Genomic DNA, 13,254 nt, shown 5'->3' with positions numbered 1-13,254 from the left:
GGTCCAGCGCGTCTAACACTTCGCCGACATTCGTGCAGTCGACCTTCATCCCCATTGGGTAGGTCGCCTGCACGAATGCTTTTTGTTCGGCACCCTCTGTTTCACATATGAAACTGTATCAAGCCTGGCACTCGGGGCACCAGTACAGCTTGCGGCCCTCGAGGACCTTGGTCTCGATGGGGGTGCTGCAGACATAGCAGGGATCCGCCGAGCGGCGGTAGACGTAGACTTCGCCGCCGTGGTCGTCCTTGCGGGGCGGGCGGCCCATCGCCTCCGGCGTGTGCTCAGGACGGACGGTGTCGATCCGGCCGTGGTCGACGCCGTAAGCCATCAGTTCGGTCAGATCAGCCCAGATCGCGTCGAACTGGGCGCGGTCGAGCTGGTCGCCGGGCAGGGCGGGGTCGATTCTCTGCCGGAACAGCACCTCGGCGCGGTAGATATTGCCCACGCCGGCGAAGAGCTTCTGGTCCATCAGGAGGGAGCCGATGGTGCGCTTCGAACGGTGGACGCGCTCCCACAGTGCGGCAGGCGGGTCCAGGTCGACGATGGGGTCGAAGCCAGACTTATCGACGATCGCAGCCGCCTCCCCCGGCGTCATCAGCTCGCATTTCTGCGGGCCACGCAGGTTGGCGGCTGTCTCGCCGTTGGAGATGTGCAGCCGCATCTGGCCCCATTCGTCGGTGGCGGGCTCAAAACGCAATGAGCCGATCAGGCCGAGGTGGATATAGATCGTGTGCTCCGGCTCGCCCTGTTCGTGCCCGAAGGAGATGAACAGGTGCTTGCCGTGGGCGGTAGCTTCGGTGAGCCACGTGCCGTCGATAAGCTCTGCTTCTGCCTCGAACCTCCCCTGCGGGCTGGTCACCTCCACCGGGCCCGAGCGGAAGTCCGCGTTGAGAGTGCGGGCGAGGCGGTGGAGAACGTGACCTTCAGGCATTCAGCCAAGTCTACTTGGGCTCCACCGGATTCTCGGAGACGACGACGCCATCGGAATCGGCGTAGACGTATTCGCCCGGAACGAAGTCGATGCCGCCAAGACGCAGCACGATATTCTCCTTGCCCACGCCGTCCTTCGCGGACTTGCGCGGGTTGGAGCCCAGCGCCTTGCAACCGAAGTTCATCTTCGCCACCTCGGCGGAATCGCGGATCGGGCCGTTGATGATCACGCCGGCCCAGCCGTTCTTAACGCCGGCTTCCGCGATCATGTCGCCCATGAGCGCGGTGTGCATGCTGGCGTGGCCGTCGATGACGAGGACCTTGCCCTCACCCGGCGAGTTCAGCGTCTTCTTCACCAGGCCATTGTCCTGGAAGCAGGAAATGGTGTGGATCTCGCCGCAGAAATCGACCGTGCCTCCGAAGTTGCGGAACTGGATATCGCAGCTGCGCACATCCGTGTCGTGGATATCGGCGATGTCGGCGGTGGGGACGAACTGAATGTCGGCCATGACGGTGCTCCTTCGGTTCTTCGGTAGCGGACGTGGTCCGAGTTTACGCACTTGAACTAGGGCGAGTTGGTGGAATGCGCCATCTAATTGATGGACGGGCTGGCCTGTCACTGCGGCGATGAGATCGAAGTCTTTGTCCATGGCGAGGACAGAGAGTCCGGCAGTCTCGGCGATCGCGGCGATCAAAAGGTCAGGAATTGAGGGAGCGCGGTGACGAAAAACCCGCACTGTGCGGTGACAGTGCGGGTTTGATCAGTTCAAGCTAGTGCTTAGAACTGGCCCTCCTCGGTGGAGCCCTTCAGGGCGGTGGTGGAGGAGTTCGGGTCGACGGTGGTGGCGACGAGGTCGAAGTATCCTGCGCCGACCTCGCGCTGGTGCTTCACAGCGGTGAAGCCGCGCTCGGAAGCAGCCTTGAACTCGCGGTTCTGCAGGTCGACGAACGCCGGCATGCCCTCGCGAGCGTAGCCGTGGGCCAGGTCGAACATGGAGTAGTTGAGGGCGTGGAAGCCAGCCAGGGTGATGAACTGGAACACGAAGCCCATCTTGCCCAGCTCCTTCTGGAACTTGGCGATCTCTTCCTCGTCCAGGTGGGAGGACCAGTTGAAGGACGGGGAGCAGTTGTAGGCCAGAAGCTGGTCCGGGAACTCCTCGTGGACACCGTCGGCGAACTGCTTCGCCAGCTCGAGGTCCGGAGTACCGGTCTCCATCCAGATCAGGTCGGCGTACGGAGCGTAGGACTTCGCACGGTCGATGCAGGCCTCAACGCCGTTCTTGACGTAGTAGTAGCCCTCAGCGGAACGCTCACCGGTCAGGAACTTCGCGTCGCGCTCGTCGACATCGGAGGTCAGCAGAGTAGCGGCCTCAGCGTCGGTGCGGCCGATGACAACGGTCGGGACGTTGAGGACGTCAGCTGCCAGACGAGCGGAAGACAGGGTGCGGATGTGCTGCTGGGTCGGGATGAGGACCTTGCCGCCCAGGTGGCCGCACTTCTTCTCGGAAGCGAGCTGGTCCTCCCAGTGGGTACCGGCGGCACCAGCCTGGATCATTGCGCGCTGCAGCTCGTAGACGTTCAGAGCGCCACCGAAGCCAGCCTCGCCGTCAGCGACGATCGGGACGAGCCAGTTGTCGACGGAGTCATCGCCCTCGACGCGGGAGATCTGGTCGGCGCGGCTCAGAGCGTTGTTGATGCGGCGCACAACGTTCGGCACGGAGTTAGCCGGGTACAGGGACTGGTCCGGGTAAGTGTTGCCGGAAAGGTTAGCGTCGCCGGCGACCTGCCAACCGGAGAGGTAAACAGCCTGCAGGCCGGCGCGGACCTGCTGCACAGCCTGGTTACCGGTCAGGGCGCCCAGAGCGTGGATGTAAGAGCCGTCACCCTTGGTGATGCCGTCCCAGAGGATCTCAGCACCGCGGCGTGCGAGGGTCTGCTCCTCGACGACGTTGCCCTGCAGCGCAGCGACCTGCTCTGCAGTGTAGTCGCGGGTCACGCCCTTCCAGCGGGGGTTCTCGTCCCAGTCCTTCTGGATTTCCTGAGCAGTACGAGCCTGTCCAGTGGTGGTCATAGTGCTTGTCCCCTTTCATTGGGTGTGCGATGGAAGACTCTCACGACAATAAAGTGAAGTGAGCCACGCTCTTGGCGTTGGTGCTTAGTATCCCCAAGCGTCACCTGAAACGTCAACAGAACCCCTTTTCGCCGTCATTCGAGGGGGTGAGTTGACTGTCCGGTATGAGCCTTTCTGGTCCTAGAGATCCCCCTGCCGAAACCCGAAGGGGACGAATAAAAGCGGTCTAATGATGGGAAAACAGGCCCCTGCTCCGAGAACGGTGCGTCTGGGAGAGCGGGCATGGACCGGCCCGCAGAATCACAATTTCGGGGGTAGTTATAAGGCTATCTAAAGAGAAAGTTAACCGCCGGTGACCATAATCACTTAATCTTGCCAACAACGCTCACCTAACACCGCAGGGTCAATGTGGTGTCGTGCGCATTAAGGCACCTTTAGACTGGTGCCATACATTTCAATTGGCTGAAAGGATCTCATTCGATGACTACGCCGCAATTCGAGGACCGCACCGAGCGCGTGGAGGCTGCCGGCCTGCAGGTCGCACGCCCGTTGTACGACTTTGTGACGGAGCAGCTGCTGACGGAGATCAATCTCGACGCCGAGAAGTTCTGGGCCGACACGGCGAAATACTTTGCGGACCTGACCCCCAAGAACAAAGCGCTGCTCGCACGCCGCGACGAGCTGCAGGAGCAGCTGGACCAGTACTACCGCGAGAATCCGGGCCAACCGGACCCGGCGGAGCACGAGGAATATCTGCGTTCCATCGGTTACCTGGTGGACCAGCCGACTGACGGGGCGATCAGCACCGAGAATGTCGATCCGGAATTCGCCGATGTCGCCGGCCCGCAGCTGGTGGTGCCCATTACTAACGCCCGTTTCGCCATCAACGCCGCGAATGCGCGCTACGGATCGCTGTACGACGCGCTCTACGGCACCGATGTCATCCCGACCGACGGCGGTGCTGAGCCGGGCACGGGCTACAACCCGGTCCGCGGCGACCGTGTGATCGAGTGGGCACGCACCTTCCTGGACGAGGCAGTGCCCCTGGAGGGCGCATCGCACGCCGATGTCGATTCTTTCGAGATCACCGAGGACGGCGACCTGAAGATCACCGCCGACGGCAACGAGGTCGCGCTGACAAACCCGGAGGCCTACCTCGGCTACCAGGGCGAGAAGAACGATCCGTCGGGCATCGTCCTGCGCAACAACAACCTGCACCTGATCATCCAGATCGACCGTGAGCACCCGGTGGGCAAGACCGACCGCGCAGGCGTGGCCGATGTCCTGCTCGAGTCCGCCGTGTCCGCGATCATGGACTTCGAGGACTCCGCCGCGGCTGTCGACGGCACGGATAAGGCTGCTTCCTATGCCACCTGGTTCGGCCTGAACAAGGGAGATATCTCCGAGACCGTGAAGAAGGGCGATAAGTCCTTCGAGCGCACCCAGGCCGACGACCTCGTCTACACCACCAGGGGCGGCTCCGAGGAGACCCTGCACGGCCGCGCCATGATGCTGTGCCGCAACGTCGGCCACCTGATGACCAACCCGGCAATTTTGCTCGACGGCGAGGAGGTGCCGGAGGGCCTGCTCGACGGCCTGATCACTGCCGCCGCCGCGATCCCGGGTCTGCGCGAGGACAACCCGCACCGAAATTCCCGCACCGGCTCCATGTACATCGTGAAGCCGAAGCAGCACGGCCCGGAAGAGGTCGCGTTCACCAACGAGATCTTCGACCGTGTCGAGGAGATCCTCGGCCTGCCGAAGAACACGGTCAAGGTCGGCGTCATGGACGAGGAGCGCCGCACCTCAGTCAACCTGGACGCCTGCATCATGGAGGCAGCCGAGCGCCTCGTGTTCATCAACACCGGCTTCCTGGACCGCACCGGCGACGAAATTCACACCTCCATGCACGCTGGCCCGATGGTCCGCAAGGCGGACATGCAGACCGCGCCGTGGAAGCAAGCCTACGAGAACCACAACGTCGACGCGGGTCTCGCGCACGACCTGCCGGGCCGTGCCCAGATCGGCAAGGGCATGTGGGCCGAAACCGAGCACATGGCGAAGATGATGGAGAAGAAGATCGGACAGCCGCGCGAGGGTGCCAACACAGCGTGGGTCCCGTCCCCGACCGGTGCGACCCTGCATGCGGTCCACTACCACCAGGTGGATGTCCACGAGGTGCAGGACGAGCTGCGTGCGGCTGGCCGCCGCGATTCCCTGAAGGACCTGCTCACCGTTCCGGTCAACACTGAGGGCGACACCTGGTCCGACGAGGAGAAGGCGGAGGAGCTGGACAACAACTGCCAGTCGATCCTGGGCTACGTGGTCCGCTGGGTCGAGCAGGGCGTCGGCTGCTCCAAGGTGCCGGATATCCACGACGTCGATCTGATGGAGGACCGCGCGACGCTGCGCATCTCCTCCCAGCTTCTGGCTAACTGGCTCGTTCACGGTGTGGTCACCGAGGAGCAGGTGCTTGACTCGCTGCAGCGCATGGCGGTGAAGGTCGACGAGCAGAACGCCGGCGACCCGAATTACCTGCCGATGGCGAAGGACTACGACGCATCCATCGGCTTCCAGGCGGCGAAGGACCTGATCCTGAAGGGCACCGAGTCCCCGGCCGGCTACACCGAGCCGATCCTTCATGCGAAGCGCCGCGAGTTCAAGGCAGCTAACGGCATCGCATAGCAGCGTCGACCGCTGAAGAACAGGAGCGCATCATGCCCGCCGGGCGTGGTGCGCTTCACCTGTTTCCACCCGCGCGCGTATTCTCGCAAGAGATCGACGCGAAGGAGTTAGCCGGGATTATGGTGTACACAATCGGTTTCGACCGCGAGAAATACATCGACATGCAGTCGGAGCACATCTCGGAGCGTCGAAAAGCGATTGGCGGGAAGCTCTACCTCGAGATGGGCGGCAAGCTTTTCGACGACCACCACGCCTCCCGCGTGCTGCCCGGCTTCACGCCCGACAATAAAATCGCGATGCTCGAGCGCATCAAGGACGAGATCGAGATCGTCGTGTGCGTCGCGGCGGGCGACCTCGTGCGGCAAAAGGTCCGCGCGGACCTCGGCATCACGTACGAAGACGAGGTCCTGAGGCTTATCGACGTCTTCCGTGAACGTGGCTTCCTCGTCGACAATGTGGTGATCACGCAGTACGAGAACGGCACTGAGCAGGCGGATGCGTTCCGTGACAAGCTGGAGCGCCTCGGTGTGACCGTGAGCCTCCACCACATCATCCCGGGTTACCCGAACGATATTTCGCGCATTGTCTCCGAGGACGGCTTCGGGCGCAACGACTATGTCGAGATCTCCCGCGATGTCGTGGTGATGACCGCGCCGGGCCCCGGGTCCGGCAAGCTCGCGACGTGCCTTAGCCAGGTGTACCTGGACAATCAACGTGGAATTCCCGCGGGCTACGCTAAATTCGAGACGTTCCCGATCTGGAACCTGCCGCTGTCCCACCCGGTGAATCTCGCGTACGAGGCGGCGACGGTCGACTTAGACGACATCAACGTCATCGACCAGTACCACCTGGCGGCCTACGGCGAACAGGTCTCGTCCTACAACCGAGATATCGAGGTCTTCCCGCTGCTCAAAGCGCTGCTGCGCGAGGCGACGGGAACCGAGCCGTACCAGTCCCCCACCGACATGGGCGTGAATATGGCCGGCCACTGCATTTCCGACGACAAGGCCTGCCGGTACGCCGCGAACCAGGAGATCATCCGCCGTTTCCTCGCCGCGCAGGTGGATGCGCGCCGGGGCGACGTGGACCCGGCTGTTCCCGACCGCGCGGCGAATGTCATGCGCAAGGCGGGGATCACGGTGGACCACCGCCCGGTCGTCGGCCCGGCGCTCGCTGTGGCGGAGCGCACCGGCAACCCGGGCGCGGCACTCGAGCTGCCCGACGGGGAGATCGTCACCGGCAAGACCTCGGACCTGCTCGGGCCGTCGGCGGCGGTGTTGCTCAACGCCCTGAAGAAGCTCGCGGGGATCGATGATGACGTGCACCTACTCTCCCCCGATTCGATTGAGCCGATCCAGACCTTGAAGACCCGCTACCTCGGCTCGCGCAATCCGCGCCTCCACACCGACGAGGTGCTCATTGCTTTGTCCGCCTCGGCTAATTCCGACGAGAATGCGCGCCTCGCCCTGGAGCAACTGCAGTCGCTGCGCGGCTGCGATGCTCACATCACCACGATTCTCGGCTCGGTCGACGAGGGTATCTTCCGCAACCTCGGCGTGCAGGCCACCACGGAGCCCCAGTACTGGCGCAAGGCGCTGTACCACCGGCGGTAAACTTGGGTGCATGCCCAGTAAAATCCTGCTCTACTACCAGTTCCGCCCGATCTCGGACCCGGAAGCGATCCGGCTGTGGCAGCGCGATCTGTGCGAAGGTCTGGGGCTGAACGGTCGCATCATCATCTCCCCCGACGGCATCAACGGCACCGTCGGCGGCGACATGGATGCCTGCAAGGCGTACGTCCGCAAGACGAAAGAGTACTTCTGTGGCATAGAATTCAAGTGGTCCGAGGGCGGAGCGGAGGACTTCCCAAAGCTCAGCGTGAAGGTGCGCGACGAGATCGTCTCCTTCGGCACGCCGGAAGAATTGCGTGTCGACGACCGCGGTGTCGTCGACGGCGGCACCCACCTTTCGCCGGAGCAGGTCAACGAGTTGGCGGCTTCCCGCGATGACGTGGTCTTCTTCGACGGGCGCAACGCGTACGAAGCCGAGATCGGCAAATTCAAGAATGCGGTCGTCCCGGACGTGAACACTACCCACGATTTCATCGCGGAGCTTGAATCCGGCAAATACGACTGGATGAAGGACAAGCCGGTCATCTCCTACTGCACCGGCGGCATCCGCTGCGAGATCCTGTCTTCGCTGATGATTAACCGCGGTTTCGAGGAGGTCTACCAGATCGACGGCGGAATCGTCCAGTACGGCGAGAAATTCGGGAACCAGGGGCTCTGGGAGGGATCGCTGTACGTCTTCGATAAGCGCATGCACACCGAATTCGGGCCGGAGAACGACGAGGACTTCGTCCAAGTCGGCCACTGCGTGCACTGCGGCGAACCGTCGAATCAGCATTACAACTGCGCCAACGAGCCGCACTGCCGCCAGCAGTACGTCAGCTGCGAGGCGTGCCGGGAGAAAAACCCGTACTGCCCGGCGTGCAGCTAGGGATCGCTAGAAGCCTCTAGTAGACGCCGTCGCGGGCGAGAATGCCCACGGTGAGAATCAGCCACGCCATGGTGAACGGTACGAGTGGGATCCAGAACACGCCCATCCACGGAACCCAACGCTCGTAACGGTTGAGCTTGCGCACCATGATCACCGCGCAGGCTAACAGCGCCACCACCGGCGGAATCGAGGCGAGCAGCGCCCAGGCGGTGCGCCAGCCGGGGCTACACAGCCACACCGCCTCCCCCGCCTCGCACAGCGGGCCGCCTGCAAGGCGGGCAACGGCTGCCAGAATGCCGCCGAACAAGAGCGTACCCAGCACGGCGGCGACGGCGAAAATGACCGCCTGGCGTGTGGAGGCGCGGTTGCGGGCATCGAGTTCCGCGGGATCGGGCTGGTCGGCGAGCTCGTCGAAATTGCGCGGCTCCGGGGGCACCTTGTTGTAGTAGTCCGCGGCGCCGTGCAGATCGTTCTCCGGGTGCTCGGGCACATCGCGGCGCAACCCGGCGCGGGGATTGGAATTCGAGTTCGGCGTGCTGGAGGACATGCCCGCCAGTGTAGTCCCGGGTGAACTACGGGAAAATGACCACGGGCACCGGTGCGTGGGTGAGGAAATCCTCAGTTCGCGGGTTGGTCAGTACGCGCGCCCGCTCCGTGGGCTGGGAATCGAGGAAGAGGATGTCGCCCTTCTTCCACTTCTGGGAATTGACCACGGACTTCCAGCCCTCGCCGGCGCTGACACAGGTCTCCACCTCGAAGTTCTTCGGCTCCGAGATTCCGAGCTGCGCGGCGGTGTCACTGACACAGTCGCGGGCTCGGTCGAGCAGGGCGAGGGAGGATTCATTCCATTCGTCGATAAGCTGCGACTGGCCGTTGAATTCCGCTTCGTGCTTGTACGTCTCCTTGGGTGAGAAAGCCATGATGCGCAGGTCGACGTCGAGGAGCATTGCGACGGACGCCGCGACCTTGATTCCGCGGACGGCGGCGTCGGTGCGTTCCTCGAGAAACGCGTAATTGACGCGTGTGATGCCTTTCTTGGACAGTTTCACCGCGCGCGGGGAAATCCCGACCGAGATGGGCGAAGAATGCAGCATCGCGTCGGCGGTGGACGTGGCCAAAAAACGGCCCTTTTTCGCTTTGGACTTCGAGCCGAGCAGAATAAGATCTGCCTTGAAGCGCTGAGCTTCAGCCGAAATTAGCTCGCGGCGCGGTGCCCCGTCGCGGAAGACCGCCCACTCACCGTCCCAAGCGTCGCGCGCTACCTGGTGCTTGAGTGCGTGGCGGATTGAGCTGGCGCGCTTGTCCTCGGTCTGTTTGAACCACTTCTTGTATTTCTTGCTCTTTTTGCCGCGCAGCGACGACCACGGGCGCGGAGCAGTGCTGATGACGCGAATACTGCAACTCGTGGTGCGCGCGAGCCAAGCGGCGAACTCGACCGCTTCTTCCCCCGACTGGTCCCAGCCGACAAGGATGCGCAAAGGACGCTCCTCGCCGACATGCGGGAGGAGCTCCGGAGTGAGGGGGTATGTGTCCATATAGCGCAAGCGTTAATGAAAGACCAACAACGCTTTAATTTTATATGTCAGCGCGCTGTGCGGACAATTCGCCCCTCTAGGACGGGCCACAAGTTACCCCGGACGGTTCCCCGTGTTGTAGGTGCGCGCCAGCTCTGCGAGCGCCGGGGTGGCGGCCTTGAGCTGTTCGAGCGAGTCCGAGTCGAGGGTAGACACCATTTCAGCGACGTACTTCGTGCGCTCCTCCGCGACACGGTTGTGCTCCTTGATGCCCTTGTTCGTGATCTCGACCTTGACGCCGCGGCGGTCGGTTTCATCGCGGACGCGACGCACGAGATCGCGCTGCTCAAGCTGGTGCAAAGTATTGGACGCAGTGGGCATGCGAATGCCTTCCTCCTGCGCGAGCTGGCTAATGCGCATCGGACCCGTCTCGATTAGACGCTCCATGATGGAGAGCTGCGGGCCAGTAATATCCGACGCCTCGGCGATGCGGAAGTAGGCGACGTAAAGCTTGGTGAGAAAGGGACGGACTTCTTTAGCGACTGTATACGCGTCCTTGGCGGAGTTCTGTGACATGCCACCAAGTGTAGGTGCTCAACAACGAAATAAAGAAGCTAGCGCGCATTCTTTTACGCCGAATTATCGAAAGTGCCCATTGACGGCGCGCAGAGAGTACGCTGGTCGCGATGTTCAAACTGGTTCATATTGTCTCCCACGAATGGGAAAGGCGCACTGCCGTGCGTGAATTTCGGGCAGGAAAGAAGAGCCGCGACGAACTCTGCGACGCTGACTTTCTCCTCCGCGCCGCGGGCGAACACCACGGCGTCGACTCCGACCGCCCCTGCCCCATCTGTGAATCCACAATGCGGAATGTCTTATGGGTCTACGGAGACAACTTGGGCCGCCGTTGCGGGTCCGCACGCAACGAAGAAGAGATCGCGGAGCTTATCGACGAAACCGGCCCGTTCACCGTCCACACCGTCGAGGTTTGCGGCAACTGCCGCTGGAACTATCTTTTGAGCACCGCTGAAGCTGTTCCGGTTCCGTCATTCGGCGCTCAAGGAAGTACTCTGTCCTAGAGGAATCGAGTAGGCAGGAACACTTCAATTGGCACGAGACCGAGATAAAGAGTCCGGCAACGGCTCCGGCAAGAAACCGGATGCGCCGCGCCGCGAGACCGCGAAGAAGACCGACGCAACCCGCAGCGGTGCAGGCAAGCAGAACCACACCGCAAGCAAGGCCAATTCCAAGGCGGGATCCAAGGCTGGAGCTGGTTCGACTGCGAAAGCGTCCGCTAAAACGGAGGCCACGTCCGGCAAGCGCACGGCGGAGAACGCGGGGAAGAATGAGCAGAGCCGCAAGAGCCAGTGGCTCGCGGCCTTCGTCCTGGCGCTCGTACTGATCATGGCAGTTCCGCTGACCATCTTCGGTGTGAAGTACGCCCAAGCGGACCTGCCGCAGCCGGGCGAGATGGAAACAGCGCAGGTGTCCACCATCTTCGCCAATGACGGCGCAACCCAGCTCGCACGCATCGTCCCCGCCGAGGGCAATCGCGAGCAGATCCCGCTCGACGAGGTGCCCGAGCATGTCCAGGACGCCGTCTTGGCCGCAGAGGACCGAGACTTCTGGGAAAACTCAGGCTTTTCTTTCACCGGCTTCGGCCGCGCGGTGCTCGGCCAGTTGACCGGCGATGATTCCGCCGGCGGCGGCTCCACGATCACGCAACAGTACGTGAAGAACACCATTGTGGGCAACGAGCGCTCCTACCAGCGCAAGTTCAACGAGCTGGTCTACTCGATCAAGATGACCCGCCATTGGTCGAAGGAAGAAATCCTCGCCGGCTACCTCAACACCATTTACTTCGGGCGCAACGCCTACGGCATCCAGGCGGCGGCGAACGCCTACTTCGATAAACCCGCCTCCGAACTGACCTTCGAGGAAGGCGCCGTGCTCGCCGGTCTGATTCAGCTGCCCAGCCAACTCGACCCGTGGAATAACGAGCAGGAGTCGATGAACCGCTGGAACTATGTGCTCGACGGCATGGTGGGCATGGGATCGATCACCCCGGAGGAGCGCGCCGGCGCGAAATTCCCTGATACCCGCGACCCGCAAAGCTACTCCGCCTACACCGAAGCGACCGGCCCGAACGGCCTAATCAAGAACCAGGTCATGGCTGAGCTCGAGCAGGTGGGCATCACCGAGGCCGACGTGACCAACCGCGGTCTGCAGATCACCACCACCATCGACCAGCGCACCCAGGACCAGGTGCTCAAGACCTCCGAGGAGCAGCTCAGCCTCTTGCAGGAGGACGCGCGCGCCGGCGTTGTGGCCATGGACCCGGCCACCGGCGCGATCAAGGGCTACTACGGCGGCGACGACCCCAGTGGTTGGGACTACGCCAACGCCGGCCTGCAGACCGGTTCCGCCTTCAAGATCTTCGGTCTGGCAGCCGCCCTTCAGCAGGGTATTCCGCTCTCGGCGTACTACGACTCGTCACCGGTCACCGTGGGCGACCGGACCATCGACAACAACTCCGGTGTCTACGGCGGCGTGACCACCTTGGCTGAGGCGTTGAAGAAATCCTACAACACCTCGTTCATCCGCATGCAGTCCGATTTGGACAACGGCCCGTTGGACACAGCCGACATGGCGCACGCCCTCGGTGTCGCCCGCGAGTTGCCGAATATTCCGCACACGCTGACCGAGAACGGCGAGACCCCGTACGACGGCATCATCCTGGGCCAGTACCAGTCCCGCGTGATCGATCTGGCCACCGGCGTGGCCACCCTGACCAACCGCGGCGTCTGGCACCCGCCCCACTTCGTCCAGCGGGTCACCACCGCAGACGGCGAGGTGCTCTACGAATTCGACCCGGAGTACAAGGAGCGCCGCGTCAACGCCCACGTCGCCGACAACGTCATCGAGGCGATGCAGCCGATCGCCGGCTGGTCGAATAAGGCCTTGGCGGGCGGCCGCCCGTCGATCGCTAAGACCGGTACCGCACAGATGGGCGATTCGGGCAACAACAAGGACGCCTGGATGATCGGCGGCACCCCGCAGCTCTCCGTCGCCGTATGGGTGGGCACCGCCGACAACACCTCCCCCATCTTCAACCAGTGGGGCGGCAACATGTACGGCTCCATGTCCCCGGGCGCGATCTGGAAGGGCGTTCTCGACGGAGTCCTCGAGGGCCAAGAGTACGAGCAGTTCCCCGAGGCCAAGCCGATCAATTGGGGTATCAACCCGTACTCGGGCGGTAAGTACGGCGGTGGCACCGCCCCGAGCTACCAGAGCTACGACTACGGTACCGTCACGGGCACCGGCCAGGGGGGCACGGGCACCGGCCAGGGGGGCGCGGCGGAGGCGCCCGCACCGGAGGCTCTGGCTGAACCGGCGCCGGCGCCGGAAGCGCCTGCACCAGCTCCGGCACCCGCGCCTGCTCCGGCACCCGCGCCTGCTCCGGCACCGCCGGCGCAACGCCAGCCAGAGGTGGACATCGGCGGCCTGATCGACGAACTGGTCGGATAACGTGACCACGAAGCAGGACGCCAC

At 63.2% G+C, this 13,254-nt stretch carries 11 protein-coding genes; 5 read left to right on the top strand and 6 right to left on the bottom strand.

Features of this window, described 5'->3' with window-relative positions; all coding sequences use genetic code 11:
• Positions 1-118 precede the first annotated feature (118 nt).
• The 3 genes from CAPP_RS10890 to aceA form a co-directional block, all read right to left on the bottom strand.
• Positions 119-934 (bottom strand): Fpg/Nei family DNA glycosylase, encoded by an 816-nt coding sequence (locus CAPP_RS10890; protein ID WP_076598298.1) that lies wholly within the window; start codon positions 932-934, stop codon positions 119-121.
• A gap of 10 nt (positions 935-944) precedes the next feature.
• Positions 945-1,442, bottom strand: coding sequence for a ribonuclease E activity regulator RraA (gene rraA / locus CAPP_RS10885; RefSeq protein WP_076598299.1), 498 nt, complete (start codon positions 1,440-1,442; stop codon positions 945-947).
• 269 nt (positions 1,443-1,711) lie between these two features.
• Positions 1,712-3,004 (bottom strand): isocitrate lyase, encoded by a 1,293-nt coding sequence (gene aceA / locus CAPP_RS10880; RefSeq protein ID WP_076598300.1) that lies wholly within the window; start codon positions 3,002-3,004, stop codon positions 1,712-1,714.
• A gap of 480 nt (positions 3,005-3,484) precedes the next feature.
• Between aceA and CAPP_RS10875 the strand changes: the two genes are divergently transcribed.
• The 3 genes from CAPP_RS10875 (at position 3,485) to trhO (ending at position 8,188) form a co-directional block, all read left to right on the top strand.
• Positions 3,485-5,689, top strand: coding sequence for a malate synthase G (locus CAPP_RS10875; protein ID WP_076598301.1), 2,205 nt, complete (start codon positions 3,485-3,487; stop codon positions 5,687-5,689).
• A 119-nt stretch (positions 5,690-5,808) separates the two neighbouring features.
• On the top strand, positions 5,809-7,302 hold the full coding sequence (locus CAPP_RS10870; protein WP_076598302.1) for a DUF1846 domain-containing protein: 1,494 nt from the start codon (positions 5,809-5,811) through the stop codon (positions 7,300-7,302).
• Between the two features lie 10 nt (positions 7,303-7,312).
• A complete protein-coding gene (gene trhO / locus CAPP_RS10865) occupies positions 7,313-8,188 on the top strand; it encodes an oxygen-dependent tRNA uridine(34) hydroxylase TrhO (RefSeq protein WP_076598303.1) in 876 nt (291 codons plus the stop codon).
• A gap of 16 nt (positions 8,189-8,204) precedes the next feature.
• Here the strand turns inward: trhO and CAPP_RS10860 are convergent, their stop codons facing one another.
• The 3 genes from CAPP_RS10860 to CAPP_RS10850 all read right to left on the bottom strand — a co-directional run bounded on the left by CAPP_RS10860 (position 8,205) and on the right by CAPP_RS10850 (position 10,278).
• On the bottom strand, positions 8,205-8,735 hold the full coding sequence (locus tag CAPP_RS10860) for a hypothetical protein (protein ID WP_234958685.1): 531 nt from the start codon (positions 8,733-8,735) through the stop codon (positions 8,205-8,207).
• Between the two features lie 25 nt (positions 8,736-8,760).
• Positions 8,761-9,723, bottom strand: a complete 963-nt coding sequence (locus CAPP_RS10855) for a universal stress protein (RefSeq protein ID WP_076598304.1) — start codon at positions 9,721-9,723, stop codon at positions 8,761-8,763.
• Between the two features lie 93 nt (positions 9,724-9,816).
• Positions 9,817-10,278, bottom strand: a complete 462-nt coding sequence (locus tag CAPP_RS10850) for a MarR family winged helix-turn-helix transcriptional regulator (RefSeq protein ID WP_076598305.1) — start codon at positions 10,276-10,278, stop codon at positions 9,817-9,819.
• 110 nt (positions 10,279-10,388) lie between these two features.
• Between CAPP_RS10850 and CAPP_RS10845 the strand changes: the two genes are divergently transcribed.
• Entirely contained in the window at positions 10,389-10,781 is a 393-nt protein-coding gene (locus CAPP_RS10845; protein ID WP_076598306.1) for a DUF5318 family protein, read from the top strand.
• Positions 10,782-10,809: 28 nt separating this feature from the next.
• On the top strand, positions 10,810-13,230 hold the full coding sequence (locus CAPP_RS10840; protein WP_076598307.1) for a transglycosylase domain-containing protein: 2,421 nt from the start codon (positions 10,810-10,812) through the stop codon (positions 13,228-13,230).
• Positions 13,231-13,254: the final 24 nt, after the last annotated feature.

Source organism: Corynebacterium appendicis CIP 107643 (assembly GCF_030408415.1).
Classification (GTDB): domain Bacteria; phylum Actinomycetota; class Actinomycetes; order Mycobacteriales; family Mycobacteriaceae; genus Corynebacterium; species Corynebacterium appendicis.
This window is presented reverse-complemented; position numbering and strand designations above follow the sequence as displayed.

Coding starts and splice junctions, on each gene's coding strand:
- CAPP_RS10890 (WP_076598298.1), bottom strand. CDS start 934: ATGCCTGAAGGTCACGTTCTCCACCGCCTCGCCCGCACTCTCAACGCG.
- rraA (WP_076598299.1), bottom strand. CDS start 1,442: ATGGCCGACATTCAGTTCGTCCCCACCGCCGACATCGCCGATATCCAC.
- CAPP_RS10845 (WP_076598306.1), top strand. CDS start 10,389: ATGTTCAAACTGGTTCATATTGTCTCCCACGAATGGGAAAGGCGCACT.
- aceA (WP_076598300.1), bottom strand. CDS start 3,004: ATGACCACCACTGGACAGGCTCGTACTGCTCAGGAAATCCAGAAGGAC.
- CAPP_RS10870 (WP_076598302.1), top strand. CDS start 5,809: ATGGTGTACACAATCGGTTTCGACCGCGAGAAATACATCGACATGCAG.
- CAPP_RS10860 (WP_234958685.1), bottom strand. CDS start 8,735: ATGTCCTCCAGCACGCCGAACTCGAATTCCAATCCCCGCGCCGGGTTG.
- CAPP_RS10875 (WP_076598301.1), top strand. CDS start 3,485: ATGACTACGCCGCAATTCGAGGACCGCACCGAGCGCGTGGAGGCTGCC.
- CAPP_RS10855 (WP_076598304.1), bottom strand. CDS start 9,723: ATGGACACATACCCCCTCACTCCGGAGCTCCTCCCGCATGTCGGCGAG.
- CAPP_RS10850 (WP_076598305.1), bottom strand. CDS start 10,278: ATGTCACAGAACTCCGCCAAGGACGCGTATACAGTCGCTAAAGAAGTC.
- trhO (WP_076598303.1), top strand. CDS start 7,313: ATGCCCAGTAAAATCCTGCTCTACTACCAGTTCCGCCCGATCTCGGAC.